The sequence below is a fragment of the Acinetobacter sp. TGL-Y2 genome, assembly GCF_001612555.1.
Taxonomy (GTDB): domain Bacteria; phylum Pseudomonadota; class Gammaproteobacteria; order Pseudomonadales; family Moraxellaceae; genus Acinetobacter.
In genome coordinates this window covers 1,070,781-1,096,932 of the sequence record NZ_CP015110.1, presented here as the reverse complement: position 1 = coordinate 1,096,932, position 26,152 = coordinate 1,070,781, and the positions used below count along the sequence as shown (strand labels likewise).

Below are 26,152 nucleotides of genomic sequence, written 5' to 3'. Positions count from 1 at the left end.
CTTAAGATGCGTTTTTTATGTGCTGAACTTTGCTTCAAATCAAATCAAATCAAATCAAATCAAATCAAATGATGCTACTGCATATTACGTTGAATCAGTGATTTTAAAAAGACGGCAAGGTCGGCTGGGTGTTCTAGCGGGAACATGTGTCCACCTGGCATCACGGTAAATGGAATTCCAAATTTCTTTTGCACTTGCTGTGGAAATTTGCGTGCTAAAAAAGGTCCTTTTTTAGCAACGACCAAATGCATGGGCACTTGCGGTTTATTTTGCGCTAACCACCACAGTGACGGATTGGTTCTAAATACATTGACTTCATCCATTTTCGGAATGGTCAGTTCTACACCACCGCGCAGACGATCTTCAATCAATGCGTGCTGTATATAATCCTGAAAACAAGCATCATCAAAATCTTTGTAAAAGCCTTTGGGTCTAAGCAGCTCAGCAGCTTCTTCACGACTTGACCAATGATCACGACGGCGTAAAGACAATGCAGCAGGTGACATAGTATCAACAGCTTTCAGCTTTAAGGTCTTCGCGACATGAAGCAAGAATGATGACTTGCCCATAATCAAAGGTGGGTCAAGCATAATCACTTGATCAAAAAGTTCAGGACGCTTGAGTGCTGCTTTAAAAGTCAGCACCCCACCCAATGAATGCCCAATTCCAATCACTTTACGACCTTGGGCTTTTTTCACGATATGATCAATCACTTGCTTCGACAAACTCTCCCAATGATTGTCTATCGGATAGCGCTTATCTTGTCCCAGTACTGGCACATAAATGATATCGTAATCATCACTTAAGGCTTGAAAGAGTTGATCGTAAACACGTGATGGAACGCCGTTGGCATGTGCAAAGTGAATCAGTGGTTTCATTGTAATTTCGTCGTTTGTTCAGTCTGAACCTGTTGTGAAATGGCTGTTGCAAAACCTTGACCAATACTGCTCCCCATACGACTCAAAACCGAATCAAATGGACTGTGCTGAATGGTATAGTTCACTGTTTTATCAATTTTCAATTCACGTTTTAAGGTGTTTAAACTACCTGCGCGGTCAGCAATGCCAAGCTTCACAGCTTGATCACCAGTCCAAAACAGCCCAGAGAAAATGGCAGGATCTTGAGATTTAAGCTTATTACCACGTCCCTTTTTCACCGCATCAATAAAGTGCTGATGCACATTATCAAGCACACCTTGTACATGCGCTTGTTGCGCCGCATCAACCGGTTGCGTCATAGACAGTAAGGCTTTGTTATCGCCTGAGGTCATGGTGCGATCTTCAACCCCGAGTTTTTGCATCAAACCATTGACGCCATAGTTCGGCATAATCACTCCAATTGAGCCCACAAGGCTTGATGGATTGACAATGATTTCATCGGCCGCCGAGGCGATATAATAGGCCCCTGATGCACCTGTATCGCCAATCACCGCATAGAGCTTTTTATCGGTGTGGGCTTTTTTTAAATATTGAATTTCTTGCCAAATTTCATCTGACTGCACCGGTGAACCGCCGGGTGAGTTAATGTTGAGTACCACAGCCTTACTTTGTTTATTTTCAAAAGCTTTTTTCAAAGACTTGATGGTGTCAGCACTATTCACACTTTGCTCATCTGCAGCAATGGTCCCTACAATATCAACCATTGCCAAATGCGAACCTGACGTTGAACTTGTATCTACAGCAGTGCTTTGACAGCCTTTATACATCATGATGATGATAAATAATAAATAGCCGAAGGTTAAAAATTTAAAAAAGATACCCCAGCGACGGGCACGGCGTTGCTCATCAACTGAAGCGAGTACCGCTTTTTCTAAAATCTGCCATTCTTGACCAGAAGGCTTTTGATTTTGATTGGTGTTTTCATTTTGTGGTTGAGGTGGCCAATCGGACATACATACCATCCAAATTAATTTTTAAGGGGTCATTATATACAGGGAAATGCATGAAACTGTCTAATCTAAACGATTTAACATATAATATTTTAACATGAGCACTTACTTTGAACTGACTAAAGATTTTGACTGAAGATGCCTGAAAATCAAAACTCAACAACAACTAAACTTCTAAATTTCTTTAGTCGACGCCCGATTCGCTTTTCTCGCTTCTTTGCGCGTGCGCTTGCGGTCGTCATTAATACGTTAAAAATAACTAAAACTTCTCAAAATATGAGCTTGAATGTGGACATTTGTTTACCGCATTTAAATCAAACCCAAAAACACGCGATCGTTCAGGCTGCTGTGCGTAACGAACTTCAATCCTATATGGAGTTTTTTAGTATTTGGGGCAGCTCAAATGAGCAAAATATTGGTCGTGTAAAACACGTGTTTGGCGCGGAACATTTCCATCAAGCAATGAATGAGAATAAAGGGATTATTCTGCTTGCACCGCATTTTGGTACGTGGGAAATCATGAATGCATGGTTTTCCCAGTACACCAAAATGACCATTATGTATAAGCCAATTAAAAATCCTGAGGCAGATCAGTTTGTCCGTCAAGCGCGTAGCCGCGAACAAGCCACTTTAGTGCCTACAGATGAGTCCGGTATACGTCAGATTTTTAAAGCGTTAAAAATGGGTGGAACGACGGTTATTTTACCCGATCACACCCCCAAACACACAAGCGAACTAATTGATTATTTTGGACTGCCTTTGGCGTCAAGTAATCTGAGCGCAAAATTGATCCAAAAAACCAAAGCCAAAGCACTTTTGATCTATGCAATTCGCAATGAAACAGAAGACTTTAACATCCATATTAAAGCTGTAGATGATACTATTTATAACGGCACAGCTACAGAGGGAACTTTGGTCATTCACCGTGCCATTGAAGATTTAATTCAGCGCTATCCACAGCATGCGCACTGGAGTTATAAGCGCTTTAGAGCCCATCCAGATTTACATGATATTTATGATATTCCCAAAGACCTAGCTTTGGATAAAATTCAAATGGTACGTGAAAACTCGCTTCACTTAGCCACGTCTGCTTCAGCGCCTTAACCACTGCCGAGTTTCACGAAAAACTCTGTGCCTCATTTCACGGTCCTGACCCATTTCGAATAAAATACTGCCCTGATCAATAGTCGTTTCAAGCGGAATCGAAAGTGCTTTTAAACGCTCAATGACAATCGGATGTGGATGATGATAGCGGTTTTCATAGCCTGCTGATGCAATCGCAAGTTTAGGCTGTAAGCGCTTTAAAAAGCCAAACGATGAGCTGTGTTGACTGCCATGATGCCCCAATATAAGCACATCGACTTTTAAGTCTGGATAACGCTGTAGCAATTGAAACTCTGTTTCCCAGCCAGCATCGCCCATAATCAGAAAATTCTGATAATCCTTGGCTTTAGGCACTTGAATATACAGCACACAAGACCGTTCATTTTGTTGACCTTCGACAAAATTCAGATCATCTTTCTGTGGTGATAAAACCTCAATTTTAATGCCATCCTCTTGCCATGTTTGCCCTGCATAACAATACTCAAAAGGTGTGCTGTTAAATTTTTGATCTTGCTCATTGGAATATACCTGTTGAATGGCAATGTCCTGCTGCACAGCCTCAAATGCGCCTGCATGATCTTGATCCAAATGGGTCAAATAAATGCGATCTAACCGTGATATGCCCTGCCCAAATAAATACGGCAAAATAATTTGTCGCCCCACACTAAACTTGGTTTCATCATAATATCCACCGACATCAATCATGATATTTTGACTGGGCAATTGCATGAATATGGCTTGACCCTGCCCCACATCCAAAACCGTGAAGCGAAACTCAGGTTGTTTTTGCAAACCCAAAATCACCGCGACAATACAGATAACAGCCCAACTCTTTGGGAAAACACCACGAGGTAAAAAGACAATAACGATTGCAATGGCGATCAAAGCAATCATCATTGGACTCAGTGCAAGCCAAGATAATTGAGGATTAAATACAGTCTGCAAGAATCCTAGACAGCCGAGCAAGAAACTAAGCACAGCGTCTGCCGAATGAAAGAAAATTAGCCCCAGCGGGTCAGTGAATACACTCAAACATGCACCCAGCACTTCCAAGGGTACAATGACTACACCAATCAAAGGAATGGCGATGAGATTGACCAGTGGTGAGATCCATGAAACTTGTTGAAAAATCAATGCGACTAAAGGAAAGAGCGCGATAAAAATTTTCCACTGTGAATCAAACAGTACTTTCAAAAACACAATAGTTTTCGATTTCCAAGTGACAATGCCAGATTGATCCGAATCTGGATCTGAGATTTGCGCTGTTTTCTGAGTTTGGGTAGGGTTCTGGGTTTGAATCGTTTGATATACCCGAATCAAAATAAAACACGCCCCATAAGACAGCCAAAATGCCGCGGACAGAATGCTAAACGGATCTAGCCAGAGCAATAAACTTGCACTCAAAAGTAAGAGCTTTAAAGCATGAACTTTCTGCTTCAGCAGAATTACAGCACTGATGATCAGCACTGTTAAGCATGTACGCATTGCTGGGATTTCAAAACCCACAAAAGCGGTATAAGACATAACACAAAGTAGAAATGGCATAACCAAAAAATAAGGTCGTGGAATTTTTAGAAAAACATGAGGAATCAATTTTGTAACGAGTATATTCAACACAAAACAGAAAAGTAGTGCAAAAATTAAAACATGCGGTCCTGAAATGGCAAGCAAATGCGATATGCCCAATATTTTAAATTGTTCTTTGATCGTATCTGAAAGTAGACTTTCATCTCCAGTCAATAGTGCCAAGAGTAAGCCTTTATGCTTTAGCGGTTGACGTTCAATGTACTGTCTAAAGCCCAAACGTTTTTTTTCAGCATACAGTTTTAAACGTGCAGTCCAACCAGATTGTTGTTGAATAAAGGACTGCAATCCCAGTTCCTGAACTTCAAACGCAGACACGACTTGCAGTGACTGCACTTGGACAGTGCCCATAATATTGTGTTGTAATAGCCACTTTTCTTGATCAAATACACTTTTTACCGCATAACTATGCGCAGGTTTAATCACACCTGTGAGCTGGTAATAGTGACCCAATTTGAGAAATTCAGACTGCATCTCAGGTTTTAAATAAAGTATGACATCATAAGGCACAGCACCTGCCTTAATAATGGTCGCTCTTTGCTTGGTCAGCGAATTTGCATCTGATGAATTACTTTCATCTAAACGGTCTATGTAAACTACCGCAGACACATCTGCTCGCGCCATAATTCTTTGCGCTAAGCGTTGATCTAGAGCATTTTGTGCAAAATATTGCCCCATATAAAACGTGCTTAAGCCCAACAGCGTTAAACGAAAAAATCTGAAAAAGAGGTTTTGAGTGAATTTGATGTTAAATCTAAAATGACTCAATAAGGTAAAAACTAGAAAAATAAGTGTAAATGCCTCAATCCACGGCGCAATATTAAGAAGTGTGGTTGGAATCACTTTACCCAGTGTACTGATTCCAATGATCCATCCCATAAGAAGGACATATGCATTCATAACGTTCTTATTTTTTTATTCTTATCAAAACAATTAAAGCCCATTTTATTTAGTGAAAAACATATAAAACATCAAAATTATAGACTTTAATTATTCTTATCAGAGGTTTATAGGAATGTAGTTGTTTTATAAGTATATAAAATAGCTTAAAAAGCTGATTGTAACAACTGCAATCCGCTATATTCACTTAAAGCTCTGATAGAACTTTTTGAATTGCTGCAATGAAATCAGACTGAAATGATGTTAATTGATCACCTCACTCAAAATGATGTGTTAGCTGCTGCGCAGTTATATGAACCACCATTTAATCAGATCCACTATGAAGGAATTGATGGCGTGTTTAATGATGGAGATGCGGACAACATATTTGGGGTTATTGAAATGTTTAACCAAAATGTAGCTTAATTGCATGGATCAATCCAATTTTAAAATCTAAAGAAAGTCACAGGGTGTCGCATGTATACAATTATCCATAGTGACTTAAAACCGTGTTTGATATAATTAAATACAGATTGAATAATCACTACAAAGAATAATATGGCTATAAATATTTATGATGCCCTTGAGCAATTTGGATTGACCGCACAAAAACGTGCGATCCATGTCCAATTTTCAAATTCAGCGCTAAATGATAAAGTCTATTTACAGCGCATTGATGGTACACATCAGCTGAATGATGGTGTTCATTTACAACTGATTTGCCTTGCAACCGATGCCACCATTTCTTTAAAAAATTTCATTGGCTCGCAAGTTGCCGTTGATATCGTCACAGATAAATCACAACTGACACGTACCACAGGCATCGTGACCAAAGCTGATGTAGGTGCAAGCGATGGCTCACTTACTATTTACAGATTAACTGTAGAAGACCCAACTACTCTGTTTAAGCACCGCCGCAACAGCCGTGTCTTCATGAGTAAGACTTCCATTGAAGTTGTGGAAATATTATTTAAAGAATGGGTATCCAAAAGCCCATTGCTTGCCTCTAGCCTAACTTTAGACAAAAGTGGATTAAGCAAGACTTATGATGTGCGTCCTTTCATTATGCAAAGTAATGAAACTGACTACGAGTTTATAAAACGTCTGTTAGCTTCCGAAGGCATAACTACCCTGATTGATGAAGCGAATAAATTTGTTTCAAGTTCTTCTGAACAAATACAAGCGCAAAAGCTACGCTTGATTGATAACAATGCCCAATACCAAGCATTAGACCGTAGAAGCATTCGTTTTCATCGTAGCAGTGCTACAGAACGACAAGACAGCGTTACGGCTTTTACAGCTTTACGTTCTATACAACCGACTGCTGTACATGTACAAAGATGGCAAGCAGATGTTTTAGAGCAAGATGAAGGTGCAGGATCAGTAGTCACTAAACATCAGCATTCAAATAACCAAGATGTTGCGAGTTTAGGCCTAGAACAAGCCTTTCATGTCAGCCCTGCATGGATACAAGACCTTAAAGGTGAAGATGGTGCAACTAAATCTAGTAAAAACCAAATTGAAAAGCTGAATGAAAACTTAAGTCTTTATTTTAATTCTCAAGCCAAACACTTTAAAGCGACGTCAACGGTACGTGATGCGCATGTGGGTTATTGGTTTGAACTTATTGAACATCCAGAAATTGATCAACATTCTGGTTCAGATAAAGAATTCTTAATCACCTCAAAAATATTTTATAACCAGAACAATTTACCTAAAGATTTGACGGATCAAGTCACAGCATTGCTTCAACACAGTCATTGGCAGTTAAATCACATCACCACGAATAACACGGACGAACGACAAGCCAATCAACTGGTTTTACAGCGTCGCAGTATTGATATTTTACCGTCATATAACCCATTGCAAGACCGCCCGATGACTCACCCTCAACGTGCCAAAGTGGTTGGGGTTGATGGAGAAGAAATCCATGTGGATGAATGGGGACGCATTAAAGTTCGATTTCTCTTCACACGCAATGAAGACCACAGCCATGATGGTGGTGCAGGTTCTAATAACAACGATACCGACTCAGCTTGGGTAGATGTACTCACCCCTTGGGCTGGTGAAGGTTATGGCGCACGATTCTTGCCACGTATAGGTGAGATTGTCGTGATTGACTTCTTTGATGGAAATATTGACCGACCATACGTCGTTGGTCGGATTCATGAAGCGCATCGTAGTCCAACGAAGTTTGATAAAAAAGGACAACTGCCTGATACCAAGAAGCTGTCAGGGATTCGCTCAAAAGAAGTCCAAGGCGAAGGTTTTGGGCAACTTCGTTTTGATGATACAACTGGACAAATCTCAACCCAACTGCAAAGTAGTCATGCTACAACTCAGCTGAATCTAGGTAACCTTAGCCATCCTAAAGAAACAGACAGCAGTGATGGTCGTGGTGAAGGTTTTGAGTTGCGTACTGATCAATGGGGCGCACTCAGAGCGAAACAAGGGTTACTGCTTTCGACTTATAAACAAGACAATGCATCAGGTAACCATTTAGATGCACCTGAAACCAAATCGCAACTTGAATCCAGTTTAAATAATTCAAAAGCACTCAGTGAAGTGGCGAAGAACCAACAGACTGACCCTTTAGAAGTACTGGATAACCTGAAGCAATTCATTGAGCAGATTGAGCAAACCAGTAAAACCAAAGCAAAAGCTTTTAAACAAGCGATTATGGTTTTAGCATCATCGCATTCGATTGCACTTACAACCAATGAAGATGTACATCTATCCGCAGATGGTCATATCAGCCATAGTGCTGGTGATAGCATTAATTTGAGTACACAAAAGAGTTTCGTTGCTCATGCGCAAAGTAAAATCAGTTTATTTGCAGCGCAGGAAGGTGCAAGGCTGTTTGCTGGTAAAGGTAAGATTGAAATACAGGCTCAAAGCGATGGTGCTGATTTAATTGCTCAAAAAGGGATTCAGATCATTTCGACGGAAGATACGGTTTATATTACCAGCCCTAAAGAAATTATTTTGACTGCTGATGGCTCCCAATTAAAGATCAATGGATCTGGTATTTTTCCTACCACGGGTGGGAAGTTTGAAAGTAAGGCGGGCCAGCATAAGTTTGTAGGTGGATGTAAAACAAATTATGTTTTACCACATTTACCTATTACTGAAATCAAAAAAGACGATTTAGTTCTAGAATATTTACATAGTGATGGCTCACCTGTAAAAGGCGCTGATTTTGAAGTTTTGCTTTCAGATGGAAGTCGAAGAAAAGGTAAATTGGACGATAAAGGTAAAGCTGTTGTTAAAGCGGTTCCAGCTGGTAGAGCCAAAATTCAATATGGAGAAGATCAGTCTGTAGATGATTTTCCTCCTCATGAAATTGATGATTGGTTTCACCAAAAAGAATTAGAAACATCCAAAAAAAATGAAAATTAGAGAATAAAATGTCAACAGAAAATCAAGCCTTTTGGAACAAAATTGCTAGCAGATCTAATGATGTCCAACAGCAATTTTGGTATGGCGCAGAAAAACTAGCACAGCATATTCAAGATAGTCCTGCCAACTATCTTACATACAGAGAGTACAATACTAGTAAGCCTGACCCAAACATGCCTTGGTGGGAAAAAATATTCTTTTACCAAGGTCAGGCTGCGATTGATAAGAGTGTATCTCAACACAATATGGTTGTAGCTGTAATTGATAAAAGTAGCTGGATATGGGGAATGTTAAAGGGTGATTTCAATAAAAATCCTACGATGTCACAAATCATTGTAAGTGGCTTAATCAGTATGATTCCTGTGGTTGATCAAGTTTGTGATGTTAGAGACTTGATAGCTAACCTAATAAATTTGTCAAAAGAAAATGGGAAAACACCGGACAAGTATGAAGCTCTCGCTCTCACTGCATTTGGAGTTATTCCTGAAATTGGTTCTGCAGTTAAAACAATTGTCAAAGCCGTAAGATCAAAGGAAGTAAATAAATTAAAAATTTTTAAACTGATGGAAGGCTTCGAGAGTGCCTTCAAAAAGCTAAAAATAAAAAGCCCTTGGAACAATGCCCCAGAAGCATGGCTCAGATCTAAACCATGGCAAAAAATGGGTCAAACTGCACTAAATGCCTTAAATAAATGTATTGACCAGTTAGTCGGAGCTATTAATCGTTTCATCAATAAAGTTCGCGGTAGTTTGAAATCGGCTTTGGAAAAATTCAAAACTGAGATTACCAACGTAAAGAATGCGATAAAGAAATACGTTAGCGATATCTGCAATGATATTCAGAGAAAATTTCAGGAATTACTACCTCAGCCTCAATTGGGTATGGCTGGTGCGAATGGCTCAAATATTCCTACTGGTAGATATGATGTAAATGTTCAATCTGGAAAGTCTACGTCAACGACTCATAACCAAAAAGAAAAGACACCCGAAAAAGACAAACCGCCCAAAGATAAGAAAGATCATGATCCATGTAAGCTTACTCCTTATGGTTGGAATGTATGCAATCCATTAGGTAAAGCAGGTCATCATGTTGTACCTGATAGAGCTTTTAGACTTGGTAAAAGGAAAAATGATAGAAAACCTATTCCAAATACTATTACTGAGGCGGAAGGATTAGCGATATGTGCATCAAAAACGGGCTCTCCAAGTGAACATAAAAGAATACATAATTATTATGATCCAAGAGAAAGAGTAATTGGTTTAAATCATAAACCACAATTTACCTCTACATTGATAGAGCTAGAGCTCTTAGGCTCTGCAGCAGTGAGCTTTGTTTTAAAATGCCATAAGATGAATATTATGCAACAATTAAGAACATATCATTTAAGCAAAGGAATGGGCCCTGATTTTCTAGTAAGAGCAGACCCTACAGGGAAAAAAGAAATTGATATGTCAAATGTTGGTAAAGATTATAAACCACCAAATACAGACTCTAAAGGTAAAAAGTTATGAGTAAACATTCAAGTGTGACATATAAAACAGGCTGTGCAATTTCTGAAGATATGTATTATATGGCTTCGACTCTTGATGCAGTATCAGAATACGGTTTTACACGAATGTTTATGTATGATCACATTGATATAAAATGGTATTACCATGATTTAGATTTCACAGTTGTACAAGTCTGCCTTGATGATGTGACAACATTTGAAGAAAAATTTGTGTATTCTTTAGGCGAAGATGGTGAGGTTGAAAAATTTGATGGAGTTGATGGTTTACATGATTTCATTCCAAATTCTGGTTTAAATGCTGATTGGAGTGATGGTTTAGGGTATTTAAATTCAATAAAATTAATTGGTAAAGATTTATATGCATGTGGTGGGTCTGGCCAAATATATAAAAAAATTGGATCAAATAAGTGGGCTTCGATAAATATAGAAATAGAAAAACAAAAGCCAGAAGAGGCTGATGAATTATTTTCAACACTTCCTGATTTTCCTGATGCTCTAAATGTTGAAATATATGACATAAATGGATTCTCTGAAAATGATTTATACATTGTTGGTCAAAGTTTTGATGAAGGATTAGTAGCACATTATAATGGTGTAACATGGTCAGTTATGCCAAAGTTTACACCAGCTGCTTTACTATCAATATCTCTGTTTAATAAAGATATTATAATATGTGGTGATCATGGAAGTTTAATTATTGGAAATATCAAAGATGGATTTAACAGATTAACCTCAAAAGGCATTGAATATGGATTCAATAGCGCTGCTTTCTATAATGATAGTTTATATATTGCCTCTCAAAAGTACTTATATACCCTAAAAGATGGTGTTTATTCCAAAGTTAAAATAAGAGCAGACATAGATGACCAAGGCTTTCATAAAGTTGAAGTTAAAGGTAAGATTTTATGGGTTCTTACCTTAAAATTTATACTAAGACTTGATGGTTCAAATTGGAGCATAATTGATAATCCATCCAATATTGAACTCAATAAAATCAATAGCGTTAAGTCAAATGAAATATGCCCACAGCAAGGTTACTGGTTTACTGTGGCTCAAGAAAATTCAAGGCAATACTTTAAACAAGGTGACATCTTCCCACATCTGAAGAGTGATTGGGGCGATGTTTATTGGCAGTTTGATGGTGAAGATTAATTTATTAATAATTTGGTAGTGCTAAAAACCAACGTGTAACAATTCATTTATATATTTTAATATCAATAACTTATTATTTTTATCACGTCGTATTCATGCACTACCAATAATTTTTTGGTAATAGGTTTATGGTAAATAAGGCATGTCTGAAATATCTCCAGTAACATTTAAAAGCGCATGCCTGATTTCTGATAATATTGTTTATCTAAGCGCTTCTTTAGATAATTTGGATGATGATTCTGAATATTCAAGATGTATTTTATTTAATTATAACGAAGGTTTAAAAAATGGATGGTACTACCATGACTTAGAGTTTGATGTCGTTTCAGTTTGCTATAATAATGAAGAAAATAAAAAAATTTATTCGATGAGTAATGAAGGTCATTTAGAAGAATTTGATGGTGTAGATGGAAAATTATCTTTTATTGAAGGTTCAGGTTTAAATGAGGATTGGAGCTTAGGAAAAGGTTACTTATTTAAAATAAAATCAATTAATAACGAAATTTTTGCAACTGGATATGATAGCCAAATATTTAGATATAATTCTAATAAATGGATATCATTCAATAATGGATTAATCACTGGTCTTCACAGTACAATTGATTTTTCTAATATTGAATCAACAAAAGAAGAACAAGATATTTCGGTTATTGATATTTGTGGGAGACATTCTGGTGAGTTTTTTTGCGTGGGCCGAATTGGTGAATCAGGTCTAATTGCTCATTATGATGGAAACCAATGGAATTCTCTGGATAGGAAAACTCCTGCAACATTGTATTCATTACTAAGATTAAAGACTGGTGAAAGGCTTTGTTGCACAAACCTACCATTAGATGCTTATTCATCAATATAATTTCTAAATGAATAAGCCAACACCTAAAATCTATCGGACAACCAATTGGTCTTCCTATAATCGAGCCTTAATCAACCGAGGAAATATCTCCATTTGGTTTGATCCTAACACTCAATGGTATGCTCAGCCAAAAGGTAAACAAGGTCGAAATCAAACATATTCCGATACAGCTATTCAATGCTGCTTAATGATCAAATCCTTATTTCGACTCTCTTTACGTATGGTCACAGGCTTTGTCCAAAGCCTCATTAAACTTTGTAGATTAGGCTGGACCGCACCAGATTACTCTACCCTCTGCAGAAGACAAAAGCACATTGATATTGCGGTTAGTTACCAAAAGAGCCGTGATGGACTGCATCTACTTATAGACTCCACTGGCTTAAAGTTTCTAGGTGAGGGTGAATGGAAACGTAAGAAACATCAGCCTGAATACCGTCGTCAATGGCGCAAACTTCATATTGGTATAGACGCTAAAACCCTACAAATACGGGCTGTACAACTCACTACAAATGATGTCAGTGATTCACAAGTATTAGAAGATTTACTTGCTCAAATTCCCTTGGATGAGCAAATTGATTCTGTCTGTACAGATGGTGCTTATGATACAAAGCACTGCCGACAAGTCATTTTAGATCGAGATGCACATGCGGTAATACCACCAAGGAAAAATGCAAAGCCTTGGAAAGATCAGCAAGCGATGTCTATAGAGCGGAATGAGTTATTGAAAACAATCAATCTTGCGAAGCAGTGCTTCTCAGGAAGATCCCTTTGGAAAAAGTGGTCTGGTTATCATCGTCGAAGTTTGGTTGAAACCAAGATGCATTGCATCAAATTATTAGGCGATAAATTAACTGCAAGGAGTTTCCCTAGTCAGGTGAATGAGATTCATGCACGCGTAGCAGTCTTAAATAAATTCACAGAGCTAGGTCGCCCTCATACCCATGTTGCCACTTAAATTTGGCTCAATTAGGGTAGCTCTGCCTTTCAAACCTTTGTGCAACAAAACCCTGGTGAAATATTAACTTCAGGTACTCAGGGAAATTTATTATTGATTAAAGAAGATAATTCAATTCAAAGGTTAACTGATTTGAAATTTTCTTCCGATTTTTATTCACTCGCAAAATTTGATGGTGATGTCTATATAGGGTCTTCTGAAGGTATATACATATATAGTAACCACAAACTGAATAAAATTAATATCAGTAGTCAAATTGATGAAAATCTTGTTTTCAAATTAGAGGCAGCCCAATCCTATCTATGGGCTTTTACCAATAAATTTATTCTACGTTTTGATGGTGTGAAATGGGAAATAATTAATCATCCAGATAATCATGAAAATGACGAGGCGTTCTTTTCAATCAAAGCAGGCGAAAAATGCCCTCAAAAAGGTTATTGGTTTACCGTCGCGAAAGAGAACTCGCGTCAATACTTTAAACAAGGAGACACACTCCCTAATGTGAAAAGTGATTGGGGTGATGTGCATTGGCAGTTTGATGGTGAAGAATAACAGCCATACCTTGTTTAATAACCACCTTTATGATGTGGTTATTTCAATTGATTGCTCCTATTATCAAAAAATCACAAAGCTAAAAATTGTACTTGGATCACTATATTCTGTGATGTTGGGATGCTGTGGATCATAACGTTTAATTCAGGCATACAGAACTATGTATGGTATTTCCAAACGTGCAGCAACTTCGGCCACACTATGACTTTTCTCAGTGACTTGTTTTAATGCCTCAATTTTGAATTCTTCAGCATATCTTTTGTTATTGCTCATAAACACCTCATTAATTAGCTATTTTATCTAGCTAAAGAATGTCTACAAAATCGGTGGCTATTCAATCATTTCAAGGTAGAGCAACAAGATAGACACCAGATAATGTTAAGTGACTTTGTTGCATAAAGGTGTGAAAGATAAATCTATCCTAGGCCAATCAAATTTAAGTGGCAACATGGGTATGAGGGCGACCTAATTCCGTGAATTTATTTAAGACTGCTATGCGTGCATGAATCTCATTCACCTGACTAGGGAAACTCCTTGCCGTTAATTTATCGCCTAATAATTTGATGCAATGCATCTTGGTTTCCACCAAACTTCGACGATGATAACCAGACCACTTTTTCCAAAGGGATCTTCCTGAGAAGCACTGCTTCGCAAGATTGATTGTTTTCAATAACTCATTCCGCTCTATAGACATCGCTTGCTGATCTTTCCAAGGCTTTGCATTTTTCCTTGGTGGTATTACCGCATGTGCATCTCGATCTAAAATGACTTGTCGGCAGTGCTTTGTATCATAAGCACCATCTGTACAGACAGAATCAATTTGCTCATCCAAGGGAATTTGAGCAAGTAAATCTTCTAATACTTGTGAATCACTGACATCATTTGTAGTGAGTTGTACAGCCCGTATTTGTAGGGTTTTAGCGTCTATACCAATATGCAGTTTGCGCCATTGACGACGGTATTCAGGCTGATGTTTCTTACGTTTCCATTCACCCTCACCTAAAAATTTCAGACCAGTGGAATCCACGAGTAGATGCAGCCCATCGCTACTTTTTTGGTAGCTAATGCAATATCAATATGCTTTTGTCTTTTACAAAGCGTGGTGTAATCTGGCGCTGTCCAATCTAATCCGCAAAGTTTAATCAGACTTTGAACAAAACCTGTAACCATGCGTAAAGAGAGTCGAAATAGAGATTGTATCATTAAGCAGCATTGAATAGCTGTATAGGAGTAGGTTTAATTTCGACCTTGCTTGCCTTGTGATTGTGCATACCATTGAGTGCTAGGATCAAACCAAAAAGAGATATTTCCTCGGTTGATTAAGGTCCGATTATAGGAAGACCAATTGGTTGTACGATAAATTTTAGGCGTAGGCTTGTTCATTCAGAAATTATATTGCTGAATGAACATCTAATGGTAGAGTTGTGCAACAAAGCCCTAGGGTCTGTCCTCATTTGGATTTACACCAAATGAATGAGCAAGCCAAAAATAACATTGATTTGTAATTACGAGCTAACTTTTCAAAACGAGTGGCAATACTCCGGAAATGTTTTAAGCGAGCAAACGCATTTTCAACGAGATGTCTTAATCCATAAAGATAATGATCAAATTCAACGTTTACTTTCTTACTATTAGATTTTCTTGGAATGATCGGAATCATATGATGATTTCGAGCAACTTCCCGGATATTCTCTGAATCATAGCCTTTGTCTGCAATCAAATACTCTGCTTCACCCACCAATTCAATTAATTGGCTTGCAACTTGACTGTCGTGGACTTCACCGCCAGTGATTTCAAAATCAATCGGATATCCACTCGCATCGACGGCAAGGTGAATTTTTGTAGTCGCTCCACCTCTTGATTTTCCAATTGCGCTTTCTTCACCATGCCGAGCTCCACTTGCATGCTGATGCGCGCGGATATAGCTTCCGTCAATGAATACCCATTCTTTATCCAATACGCCTCGTAATTTAAAAACAAATTCTCCCAGAGCCCTTTGTTCGCCCAACGATTAAACCGGTTGTAAGCCGTTTGCCATGGGCAAAGATCTTCAGGAACATCACGCCAAGGAGCACCAGTGCGAAGCTTCCATAGGATGGCTTCCATAATATTCTTACTATTACGTGAACGATAACAGCCATAAAATTGCATAGTTTGTTGGATTTGATTCCAAATTTCGTCTGTGATGACTCTACGTGACATGATCTGAAGCTTAATTCTAGACAACGAGTTAAGCTATTTTAATAGAATGAAACTGATGAGTGAAATATATACTTCAAATGAGGACACGCCCTAGTAATATCATTATCTGGATTCATTAAATTAAATAAAAAACCTCCACTGATGGAGGTTTTTTTATATATTTTATATAGTTTCAAGTACTAGTAATAATTTGCATGAGCTTTAAAAGGTTATCGATCGGATTCTAAAGCCAGTTTAGACCCAAAGACCATCTTGCATATGTAAGATACGATCGGCAGATTTTGCCAATTGCTCATCATGCGTTACGATCAGCATGGCCATGTTAAACTCATTGCGTAAATCTGAGAGCAATTCAAAAATCGTCATTGCCGTTTTACGGTCTAAGTTGCCTGTTGGTTCATCTGCCATCATCAGTTTCGGCTGAGCCACCAAAGCACGTGCCAACGCTACACGTTGCCGCTCACCGCCAGATAACTCACCGGGTTTATGCGTCATACGATGCGAAAGCCCCACACGCTCAAGCAAATACTCTGCACGTGCTTTGGCCTGTTTAAATTCAGCATCTTTACGCAACATTAACGGCATCGCGATATTTTCAAGTGCCGTGAACTCAGGCAACAAATGATGGAATTGATAAACAAAACCCAAATGTTCATTACGCAAATAACCACGCGCAGCTTCACTTAAAGTATCGAATCGCTGACCATTTAACAGCACCATGCCTTGTGTTGGACGGTCTAAACCACCCAACACGTGTAGCAAAGTACTTTTACCTGAGCCGCTTGAACCCACAATCGACACAAATTCACCTTGTTTGACTTGCAAATCCAAGCCTTTAATCACTTCAACCGTCGATTTACCATCGGTAAAATGCTTATGAATATTTTTCGCCTCTAACACCACATTACTCATAACGAAGTGCCTCCGCAGGTTGAATTTTGGCTGCACGAAGTGCTGGGTAAATGGTGGCCAAGAAACTTAATATTAAGGACAAGCTGACAATGGTGACCACATCTTGCCATTTTAAATGTGACGGCAAGTAGTTAATGAAATACGCATCAAATAAGTTGAGCCCCAAAGTCGTATTCAGCCAACCCATAAATCCACTGATACTGGTGGCAAAAATAATCCCTAAAGCTGCACCTGCCAAGGTTCCGACCACACCAATCACAGTGCCTTGCACCATAAAGATTTTGGTAATGGTGGCAGGTGAAGCACCCAATGTCCGTAAAATTGCAATATCAGACTTTTTGTCTGTCACCACCATGACCAGCGAAGATACGATATTAAATGCTGCGACCAAGACAATGAGAAACAGTAATAAGCTCACCATGGCCTTTTCCATTTGAATCGCGCTGAACAAATTCCCATGGGTATAGGTCCAGTTTGAAGCGTAGAAATTACCGGGAAGATCACGGACTACGTCATCTGCCACTTCAGGCGCAAGGAAAATATCGTCTAACTTCATACGAATCCCCTGTGCGCCGTCGGGCAAACGAAGTAAGGTTGAAGCATCATTCAAAGCGATGTAACCCATCATTGAATCCACTTCTGCACCTATACTAAAGATACCCACAATTTTAAAACGCTTAAAACGCGGTACGACACCCGCAGGCGAAGGCGTCGCTTCAGGTAAAACCAAAGTCACACTGTCATTGAGACTTAAACCCAATGCATCAGTCATTTGCTTACCTAAAACAATACCAAATTCGCCTTTTTTCAAGGCATTGACATCACCTTGAACCATGTGATCTTGAATAATAGATACATTTTTTTCATATTCAGGTTCTATGCCTGAAACCATAATACCAGCGACTTGTCCTTGCGCTGTCAGCATGCCTTGTAATTGTGTAAATGGCGCAACACCAGCCACATGTTCATGCTGATCAATTTTCTTGGCAAGCTCTGGCCAATCTGTTAAAATTTGTGTTGAAGAAACAGTAGCTTGAGGTATCATACCCAAGACTCGGTTTTTCAACTCACGATCGAAACCATTCATCACAGATAAAACTGTAATAAGAACAGCGACCCCTAAAGTCAAACCGATCATGGATACTAAAGCGATAAAAGAAATAAAGTGATTACTCCGCCGTGCGCGAGTGTATCTCAACCCTATATACAGCGAGATCGGTTTAAACATACCATCTAGTCCGAGGTGTTTTAATGGAAGCTCTACAGCATCAAAATGGCGAAAATGAAAGACGCGTCATGTCTCGTATCGATGCTGCCTTAAGAATAAATTATCAGATTATCTCTGAAGAAGTCGCACTGAATGATCCATACGATTCTAATTTCGTTTTACCACGCTATTTTCTCTTACTTGCAGAATTAGATCAATTTGATCATGCGTTTACATACGAATTAGAACAATTAAATCAAAAAGATCAACAAATTGCTCGAATCTTATCCTTATTCAATCAAAAATTAAACCTTATTACCGGTTCTCTTTACGATTCTATTGTACAAACCATGTTACCTATTCCAGATCAGGTCAATTTATCTGAGACAGGCTTGAGTTTTTATACCGAACAAGAAATACCCGATCATTCTTATATTCATATTACTCTCAGTCATCCTGGAAACTTCTTTCATATCGCAGTGACTGCACATGTGGTCTATAGCCGTGAGGAAGAAAATGGACGTTTCCGGACTGGCGCTTACTTTGTGACCTTACACCCACAAGACCGCGTCAAACTAGCAAATGCAGTAGCGTCAAACTTAGGTCATTCAGAATATACTGATTGATCAAGATTGGGATTTGATTCTTCTTGATCAAGAATCGGATTTAATTTTTTGAGCGAGTTTTCGGCTCGCTTTTAAATCTTCTTAGATTCTCAAACGAAGTGCAACAGAGATTAATTTTAGGTAGGAAGTAAAATGAGATAGCATTCTGCTTCCAGACCGACCAAAGTCAAAGTTGCATCATGAACTATACTCATCTTACCCAAGAAGAAAGATATCAGATTTATACATTACTACGCGAAGGTTTTTCTACGCGTCATATTGCCCTCAGATTGGCTCGTGCTCCCTCTACAATTTGTAGAGAGATCAAACGTAATCGTAATAGAAATGGCTACTTTGCTAAACATGCTCATAAACTGGCTAAAAGACGCCATATCTCGAATCATAGAACTGTAAGTTCCTCCCTATTGCAACAGATCGAAAGCTATCTTGCTTTGCAATGGAGTCCCGAACAAATCGCTTCTCACGTAGCTATCAGTATGCATTCAATCTATCGATATATTCAGCAAGATAAACTCAAAGGAGGCAGTCTTTATCTTCATTTACGTTTTAGAAATCAACGAAAAAGAAAGTATGGACAACCAGAAACTCGTGGGATGCTCAGTAACCGTAAAAGCATTCACGATAGGCCACACATCATTGAGAAGCGATCACGTTTTGGTGATTTAGAAATAGATACGATTGTGGGCAAAAATCAGCAGCAGTCTTTAGTTTCAATTGTAGATAGGAAAACAGGCTATCTTTGGTTAAAGAAATGTAGCACTCGCAAGAGTCAGGCGGTTTGTGAAGCCACTGTTGACTTGCTGGCTCCAATCAAAGAGAAGTTAAAGACGATTACTGCTGATAATGGCAAGGAATTTAGCCTACATGAACAAATCGCGAATGAACTGGAAATAGAATTCTACTTTGCAGATCCTTACAGTGCATGGCAGAGAGGCACAAATGAGAATACGAATGGTCTGATCAGGCAATACATCAGAAAAGGAAGTGATCTAAATAACTACACGGATGAATATATTTCAGAGATTACTAAGCGTTTGAATCATCGCCCAAGAAAAAGACTCGGATTTAAAAGTCCGAGTCAGGTATTACTCCAAGAACATGGTGTTGCACTTCAAGTGCTAATCTAAGCTTTATAAAAGTAGATAAATAAACCCAATAACAAAATGGCAGCGCCCAACATGACGAACAAACTCAACTGTTCTTGGTTCAGCCAAGCACCAATCAAAATTGCAATCATAGGCGTCATCACAGTAGTTAAAGACAGCGTGGTGGCTTTAATGTTACGGACCAGTTTAAAATAACAAAACATCGCAATCAATGATGCCATAACCACTGTATATGTCAGTGCCAAAAGTGATTTTAAGCTTGGCATCTCCGTCGGTGCATGAGACCAAATAAAAGGCAATAAACAGACTGCAATGAAGGTCGACACCAAGATTGAACCGGTCGCCTGTGCAACAGGTTCAATGTCTGCATTGACATGCTTTACCCAAAAAATGGACAGTGCATAAGAAAAAACGCTTAATAGCATCAACCCAATCCCAATCGGATGCACATGCTGATTTCCACCCGCCAAGCAAATGATGGCAAGACCCGTCACCGCAATGAGCATGCCCAACCACTGCAAGCGATGCAGATGCAAACCAAAAGCAAACTGACCAATTAAGCCTGCCATAATTGGGGCAAGCCCAAACATCAGTGCAATCATACCTGAACTTAAATACTGCGTTGCCAAATAGGTAAAAAGCTGTGATCCAATTAAACTAAATGCGCCCGCCACATAACTATGGATTGCTTGAGTACTTATGGGAAATTTGGATTTAAAAACCAAAAGTAGCAATACAGCCAACGGTAATGCAATAAAAAACCGCAAAACCAATGCCCACATCATATGTAAGTCTGCAACGCTCCATACGATTGCAAGTGGCGTCGTTGACCAAATAAAAACCAATAAGGCATAGATTCCCACGATATTTGATTTGGACAACATGATGATCTCGGCTTGTATTACGCTGTTTTACGCTTTTGTTTTAAAATAGTTTGATCTAAGGCATTTGAAAATTCACGCTTGTCCCGATCTGAAATAGGCGCAGGTCCACCTGTTTGAACTCCTGCACCTCTTAGGGTATCCATAAAGTCACGTAAATGCAGTCGTGCTTTAATGTTAGAGATAGTCCAAATTTCACCACGTGGATTAATCGCGATACCGCCTTTTTCAATCACTTGTGCTGCCAATGGAATATCTTGCGTCATGACAATGTCATGCTCTTTCATGCGCTCAATAATTTCTTTATCGGCTTGATCCGCGCCTTGCATCACTTGAATCGAATTTATTCTAACTGAAGGTGGAATGCCAACATTTTGATTCGCGACAAAAGTCACTTCAAGCTTATAACGATCTGATGCACGTAAAATCACTTCACGTAGAATTTTAGGTAATGCATCTGCATCTACCCAAAGTTTAAAAGGAAGCACAAATTTATCTCAATAATTTTAGTAAGAATAGTCTAACAAATGACTGAGCCAGTGCGCGCACTATTTATGCTTAGTTTTGGATATTTTAATAGGGTTCATCCGCATGCATTTTCAGCCTACTCATTTCAGTGTTTGCAATATTTTTTTTGGTGTCAGATCGAACATTATATTTCGTTCATACATTAAATATTCTTCATTTATGGATCTGAATGAGTATCAAAAATATCCTCTGCCTCTTAGGATGAGACAGTAATTTCACAAAACGATAAGAAAATTTTTCATTAAAAGTTTATCACTTGCGACCTTTGGTATCTCCTCTCCTCTCCTCTCCTCTCAGGAAAGCGAATTTCCATCATGAGTCTAGTGTTGATCATCATTAATAAAAGAAGGCTACCAAATCGAATGTCATCAGATCAATTTGCAGCCTTGATTTAACAGTAAAGTCAATTTGCTCACTCTATAGCCGAATGACTCATTTATTTTTAAATCTATTTTGACATCAATCTCTCAAATCTATATGATGGCGATCACCTCAAAACGTCCCTATCGTCTAGAGGCCTAGGACATCGCCCTTTCACGGCGGTAACCGGGGTTCGAATCCCCGTAGGGACGCCAATTTTAAGCTATACGCTTATATCGCATCCAATAATTACTATTATTCGATTGCAGTATTGTTGTTTTTAACTACAATATCGCCCTTCACACTTTATTTATTTTCTATCTATATGCACTCATCTCCGAATGATGCTTCGCATCAGGGCAATTCTGCGCCTTTAAAACGCGCTATGAGTACTCGACATCTGGTGATGATTTCGCTTGGCGGCGCAATCGGAACTGGCCTATTTTTAGGGTCGGGTGAAGTCATTGCACAAACGGGGCCAGTTGGTGCCATAATTTCTTATTTTTTAGGCGGGATTATTGCTTATATGGTCATGCTCTGCTTAGGCGAGCTTGCCGTACATATGCCTGAATCCGGTTCTTTTGGGGCTTATGCTAAGCGCTATATTGGTCCTGGAACAGGCTATACCATTACTTGGTTATACTGGCTGACGTGGTCTGTCACACTCGGTACTGAGTTCACAGCTGCCGCACTACTCATGCAAGAGTGGTTTCCAGACATCTCTATGTGGATTTGGACCATTATCTTTGGTGTGTTCGTATTTAGTTTAAATATGATTTCGACACGCTGGTTTGCCGAGTCTGAATTTTGGCTTGCTTTGGTTAAAGTGATCACAGTCGTCGCCTTTATCCTATTGGGTTTATTGGCAATTTTGGGGGTCATCGGCTATCAAGGCTATGAATCAGCACCGCTGTTTAGCAACCTGACCTCACACGGCTGGTTTCCTGAAGGCATTTTCCCAATCTTTGCCACCATGTTGATTGTGAACTTTGCCTTCTCAGGAACAGAGTTGATTGGTGTGGCTGCTGGCGAAACCAAAGATCCTGCGAAAAATGTACCTAAAGCGATTAATACAGCGATTTTTCGTTTATTGATTTTCTTTGTGGGTACTATTGTTGTCGTCACCTCTCTTTTACCACACCAAGAGGCAGGCTTGGCGGCTGAAGGTGTCAGTAGCAGTCCATTTGTGACCGTGTTCCAGCATATTGGTATTCCATATGCAGAAGACATTATTCGCTTTGTGATTATTACCGCACTACTCTCTGCTGCAAACTCAGGCTTATTTGCAGCCTCACGCATGATGTGGTCGCTGTCTTATAACAAGCAGTTGCCTGCGGTATTTTCGAAAGTCAATTCACGCGGCATCCCGTACATTGCGGTGATGGTCACCATGATTGGTGCAATGCCAGGTTTACTTTCAGAGCAGTTTGCACCTGAGACCATCTTTACCAATTTATTGGGTATTGCTGCCTTCACCATGGTGGTGGTCTGGATGAGTATTTGCTTAAGCCAATACAACTTCCGTCGCCAATGGTATAAACAAGGCAAGACTGCTAAAGATTTAGGCTTTGCTGCACCGCTGTTTCCTATTGTGCCGATCCTTGGCTTTATCTTCTGCTTTATCACCTGTTTGAGTATGGTGTTTGATCCAACGATGCGGATTAGCTTCTTCGGGTGTTTACTGTTTATTGCAGGTTGTTACTTGAGTTACTATGTTTTCTATCGAAAGCAAAACTAACGGATAAAAAGAGTGGTCATTGACTGCTCTTTTTTTTACTCTAAAGTTGACAATAACAACGACAACGATCATGAATAATTGCTTACTGCCTATGATTCAAATGATGAATTCACTGAGCTATTTTAGATAAAGATATGAGCTGATGTTGCAATGGTCTATTTTTAAGATGGTTCATCGCCATATTCCAATGATTCTTTACCAAGACACTAAGCATCTGTCATTCCTCAATCTCAACCCAGTTCAAGTTTGTTTCAAGAATATGGTCAAATCAGCACATGATCATACACATAGCAACAAGCGTGCGTAAAATATCCAAGCCTAATTTTTCATTCATGGCGATTGAACACAAAACTGTTCATCTGTGAATAAGTCACTTTAACTATACATTTGAAATTTGTCTTTAATTATCGAGATGCGTATTTCCTCAATCCTGAAGAAATGCATCCAAGCATTAGCGTTAAAATGTCTAATTTAAAAGCATATTTTCAAAATATGATCTGTTTTTATTCACTTGATTGCAATTTTCTAGATTAGCCCTGAAAAAGGTTTGACACATCTGCATATCCGCCCTAATATACGCCCACCTCTGAAACGTCCCTATCGTCTAGAGGCCTAGGACATCGCCCTTTCACGGCGGTAACCGGGGTTCGAATCCCCGTAGGGACGCCAATTTCAGAAGTATATATGTTTATTTAGTCCCTATCGTCTAGAGGCCTAGGACATCGCCCTTTCACGGCGGTAACCGGGGTTCGAATCCCCGTAGGGACGCCATTAAATTCCGAGATACTGGAATGGTTTAAATATATTTACTTCACACTGTCCCTATCGTCTAGAGGCCTAGGACATCGCCCTTTCACGGCGGTAACCGGGGTTCGAATCCCCGTAGGGACGCCATATTCAAGATGGCAACATCTTTAAGAAAAGCCCAAGCATTGTGACTTGGGCTTTTTTCATTTCAACAAAATGTACTTTCTAATGAATATTCATTAAATTCTAAATGCACAACATTCTAAATACACAGGATTAATCATTTATTTTTTATAAGATTTTGTATTCATACCTCACATAGACTGATTTAAAAATCCGTGCTTCAATTTCACTTCCACCCTATTCAGTTCAATGTGGTTACAAACGTTTAAAACTACCAGAAGATAAAAATTAATCTCTATCACAAACAGCACAAAATTTAAACACAAGCTGAATATTTGATGCTTAAGGTAGAAGCATAAGAATGCAAGGATAAGATTATGTTTATAAATACACAGTTTTGTTTACCTGCATCATTATTAAAATCAAAAGAATTGAATCTAAAAAATCCCAAACAACGTGTCATTTTTTTTCAAGATGCTTTTATTTCTCAGCATGAAAAAAAAATGAGGCGATTCGTCATTTAAATCACTTGGTAAGTCAACTTGACTCAAGCACTGATTTAAGTACTTTAGATTGGATAGATGATGTTACTCAAATCGAGCAGTATTGTTATACGCATTTACAGCGCACCTGTACAAAATTTCAAGATTATCTTGCACGGCGAAAACAACAGCAAGCTCGTGAATATTTCCCAACGGTATCCCATGCTTTTGAATTTTTGACCAAAGTTGCCCCTGTTAAGTTTGTTGATGGCGCATGGTTGTACGCTGTGCTTGAGCAAGCTGATCTGCACGCGCATCAAGATCTGATTTTGACTTATTTAGAGGAACTGGGCTTGGGGGATCCGCTCGCAAATCATGTCTGCATGTATCAAGATTTGCTGTGTCAGCACGGGCTAGAACAGGTTACCCAACCACTATCACCCATCTATTACGAACAGGCCGCTGTACAGCTTGCTTTAGCGCATGTTGGGGTAGACGATTTGGCTTGGGTGATTGGCTTTAACTTAGCTTATGAGCAACTACCCTTGCATCTTCTGATTAGTAATTACGAATTACAGGAATTAGGCATCGATCCGCAGTATTTTAATGTGCATATCACCATTGATAATCTGCACAATGGACATGCGAAGCGGTCAATCGATGCCTTTTATCAAGGGCTAAGCACTGCCAAAGATCAAGCTATTTATATAAAGAGAGTTAAACAGGGGTATCTGCTCAACGATATTGGAAAAAGCTCTAGCCAAATTATTGCTGAACTTGATCTTGAACAGTTTGTGCTTCGAGTCTTTCAAGACAAAGCCCGTATTGGACAGTTTATTCATAATGACAAATGTCAATTTGCAGGAAAAACCATCAACCAGTGGTTATCAGATCCAGATCAAATCCAAGACTTCTTAAATATTTTAATTGAAAAAAAATGTATTATTCAAAATGAAGCTGTAGAAAACAGTCGATTTTGGCAAATGATTGATCAGCCCAACGGTCGTATGTTTGGGGTGTTTAATGCAACCGAAAAACAAATCATCAAAGATTGGATCCAAGGTGCACGTTTAAGTACTCGACTTAAACCCACACACTTAGAGCATTCAACGGCTCAGACCTCTAAGCAATTGAAGACAAATGAAGATGTATTCGAACTAGGTCAGTTAAAAAAATCGATTCAACAGTCGAATGATCTAAAACACCAACTCAGCTTACTCAAGCCCTATTTGGCGCCAAATTTACATGCGACAGCTACAGGTCTATGGGCCACCCAGCATTACACTCGACTTTTATTTCCTGCACATCGCATTTAAGCAATCAAAAAGCCCAAGACTTTTGCTTGGGCTTTTTTTTAAATAACG

Annotated in this window: 19 protein-coding genes, 4 tRNA genes and 3 pseudogenes; 16 read left to right on the top strand and 10 right to left on the bottom strand. The window is 39.0% G+C overall.

Going from position 1 to position 26,152, the window contains the following annotated elements; translation table 11 throughout:
* Nucleotides 1-74: 74 nt before the first annotated feature.
* Together AMD27_RS05085 and sppA are read right to left on the bottom strand one after the other, a co-directional pair.
* On the bottom strand, nt 75-878 hold the full coding sequence (locus AMD27_RS05085; protein WP_067657204.1) for an alpha/beta fold hydrolase: 804 nt from the start codon (nt 876-878) through the stop codon (nt 75-77).
* Entirely contained in the window at nt 875-1,891 is a 1,017-nt protein-coding gene (gene sppA, locus AMD27_RS05080; RefSeq protein ID WP_067657201.1) for a signal peptide peptidase SppA, read from the bottom strand. The genes AMD27_RS05085 and sppA overlap by 4 nt, the downstream gene beginning before the upstream one ends.
* A gap of 135 nt (nt 1,892-2,026) precedes the next feature.
* Here sppA and AMD27_RS05075 point away from each other — a divergent pair, with 135 nt between their 5' ends.
* The gene (locus tag AMD27_RS05075; RefSeq protein WP_067657198.1) at nt 2,027-2,992 is read left to right on the top strand and encodes a lysophospholipid acyltransferase family protein; all 966 of its coding nucleotides are present in this window, start codon (nt 2,027-2,029) and stop codon (nt 2,990-2,992) included.
* Here the strand turns inward: AMD27_RS05075 and AMD27_RS05070 are convergent.
* The gene (locus tag AMD27_RS05070) at nt 2,981-5,476 is read right to left on the bottom strand and encodes a DNA internalization-related competence protein ComEC/Rec2 (protein ID WP_081405924.1); all 2,496 of its coding nucleotides are present in this window, start codon (nt 5,474-5,476) and stop codon (nt 2,981-2,983) included. The genes AMD27_RS05075 and AMD27_RS05070 overlap by 12 nt on opposite strands.
* Nucleotides 5,477-5,716: 240 nt before the next feature.
* On the opposite strand from AMD27_RS05070, the pseudogene AMD27_RS18410 reads away from it, so the two are divergent.
* The 7 genes and pseudogenes from AMD27_RS18410 to AMD27_RS05040 all read left to right on the top strand — a co-directional run.
* Nucleotides 5,717-5,881, top strand: a pseudogene (locus AMD27_RS18410) (type III restriction endonuclease subunit R); the annotation flags it as partial.
* A gap of 132 nt (nt 5,882-6,013) precedes the next feature.
* Nucleotides 6,014-8,854 carry a type VI secretion system Vgr family protein gene (locus tag AMD27_RS05065; RefSeq protein ID WP_067657195.1) on the top strand — a complete coding sequence of 947 codons (2,841 nt, stop codon included), beginning with the start codon at nt 6,014-6,016 and terminating at the stop codon, nt 8,852-8,854.
* A gap of 8 nt (nt 8,855-8,862) precedes the next feature.
* A complete protein-coding gene (locus tag AMD27_RS05060) occupies nt 8,863-10,365 on the top strand; it encodes a hypothetical protein (protein WP_067657192.1) in 1,503 nt (500 codons plus the stop codon).
* The gene (locus AMD27_RS05055) at nt 10,362-11,516 is read left to right on the top strand and encodes a hypothetical protein (RefSeq protein WP_067657189.1); all 1,155 of its coding nucleotides are present in this window, start codon (nt 10,362-10,364) and stop codon (nt 11,514-11,516) included. The genes AMD27_RS05060 and AMD27_RS05055 overlap by 4 nt, the downstream gene beginning before the upstream one ends.
* A gap of 142 nt (nt 11,517-11,658) precedes the next feature.
* Complete coding sequence (locus AMD27_RS05050; protein ID WP_067657186.1) at nt 11,659-12,369, top strand: hypothetical protein; 711 nt, start codon at nt 11,659-11,661, stop codon at nt 12,367-12,369.
* A gap of 7 nt (nt 12,370-12,376) precedes the next feature.
* Nucleotides 12,377-13,324: an IS5 family transposase gene (locus tag AMD27_RS05045; protein ID WP_067657183.1), complete on the top strand. Its 948-nt coding sequence runs from the start codon at nt 12,377-12,379 to the stop codon at nt 13,322-13,324.
* Nucleotides 13,325-13,363: 39 nt separating this feature from the next.
* On the top strand, nt 13,364-13,876 hold the full coding sequence (locus tag AMD27_RS05040) for a hypothetical protein (protein ID WP_067657180.1): 513 nt from the start codon (nt 13,364-13,366) through the stop codon (nt 13,874-13,876).
* A gap of 147 nt (nt 13,877-14,023) precedes the next feature.
* Here AMD27_RS05040 and AMD27_RS18010 read toward each other — a convergent pair.
* The 5 genes and pseudogenes from AMD27_RS18010 to AMD27_RS05015 form a co-directional block, all read right to left on the bottom strand.
* Nucleotides 14,024-14,149, bottom strand: a pseudogene (locus AMD27_RS18010) (transposase); the annotation flags it as partial.
* Between the two features lie 163 nt (nt 14,150-14,312).
* A pseudogene (locus tag AMD27_RS05030) lies at nt 14,313-15,259 on the bottom strand (IS5 family transposase).
* Nucleotides 15,260-15,326: 67 nt separating this feature from the next.
* A protein-coding gene (locus tag AMD27_RS05025; protein ID WP_416202805.1) for an IS5 family transposase occupies nt 15,327-16,078 on the bottom strand; the annotation gives its coding sequence in 2 pieces (ribosomal slippage) (nt 15,327-15,865 and nt 15,865-16,078; 753 coding nt in all).
* A 234-nt stretch (nt 16,079-16,312) separates the two neighbouring features.
* Entirely contained in the window at nt 16,313-16,990 is a 678-nt protein-coding gene (gene lolD / locus AMD27_RS05020; protein WP_067657174.1) for a lipoprotein-releasing ABC transporter ATP-binding protein LolD, read from the bottom strand.
* Nucleotides 16,983-18,218, bottom strand: a complete 1,236-nt coding sequence (locus AMD27_RS05015; protein ID WP_067657171.1) for a lipoprotein-releasing ABC transporter permease subunit — start codon at nt 18,216-18,218, stop codon at nt 16,983-16,985. Before AMD27_RS05015 ends, lolD begins: the two co-directional genes overlap by 8 nt.
* A gap of 23 nt (nt 18,219-18,241) precedes the next feature.
* Between AMD27_RS05015 and AMD27_RS05010 the strand changes: the two genes are divergently transcribed.
* A complete protein-coding gene (locus AMD27_RS05010; protein ID WP_067657168.1) occupies nt 18,242-18,823 on the top strand; it encodes a PilZ domain-containing protein in 582 nt (193 codons plus the stop codon).
* Nucleotides 18,824-19,002: 179 nt separating this feature from the next.
* Entirely contained in the window at nt 19,003-19,950 is a 948-nt protein-coding gene (locus AMD27_RS05005) for an IS30 family transposase (RefSeq protein WP_067656902.1), read from the top strand.
* Here AMD27_RS05005 and AMD27_RS05000 read toward each other — a convergent pair.
* A complete protein-coding gene (locus AMD27_RS05000; protein WP_067657165.1) occupies nt 19,947-20,813 on the bottom strand; it encodes a DMT family transporter in 867 nt (288 codons plus the stop codon). The two genes, AMD27_RS05005 and AMD27_RS05000, sit on opposite strands and share 4 nt — an antisense overlap.
* Before the next feature lie 17 nt (nt 20,814-20,830).
* Nucleotides 20,831-21,298, bottom strand: a complete 468-nt coding sequence (locus tag AMD27_RS04995; RefSeq protein WP_067657162.1) for a YaiI/YqxD family protein — start codon at nt 21,296-21,298, stop codon at nt 20,831-20,833.
* 539 nt (nt 21,299-21,837) lie between these two features.
* Between AMD27_RS04995 and AMD27_RS04990 the strand changes: the two genes are divergently transcribed.
* From AMD27_RS04990 to AMD27_RS04965, 6 genes are all read left to right on the top strand, one after another.
* Nucleotides 21,838-21,913 (top strand) — tRNA-Glu (locus AMD27_RS04990).
* 110 nt (nt 21,914-22,023) lie between these two features.
* Nucleotides 22,024-23,436, top strand: coding sequence for an amino acid permease (locus AMD27_RS04985; RefSeq protein ID WP_067657159.1), 1,413 nt, complete (start codon nt 22,024-22,026; stop codon nt 23,434-23,436).
* A 593-nt stretch (nt 23,437-24,029) separates the two neighbouring features.
* A tRNA-Glu gene (locus tag AMD27_RS04980) sits at nt 24,030-24,105 on the top strand.
* Between the two features lie 26 nt (nt 24,106-24,131).
* Nucleotides 24,132-24,207, top strand: a tRNA-Glu gene (locus AMD27_RS04975).
* A 47-nt stretch (nt 24,208-24,254) separates the two neighbouring features.
* Nucleotides 24,255-24,330, top strand: a tRNA-Glu gene (locus AMD27_RS04970).
* Between the two features lie 505 nt (nt 24,331-24,835).
* Nucleotides 24,836-26,104: an iron-containing redox enzyme family protein gene (locus AMD27_RS04965; protein ID WP_171254776.1), complete on the top strand. Its 1,269-nt coding sequence runs from the start codon at nt 24,836-24,838 to the stop codon at nt 26,102-26,104.
* Nucleotides 26,105-26,152 lie beyond the last annotated feature (48 nt).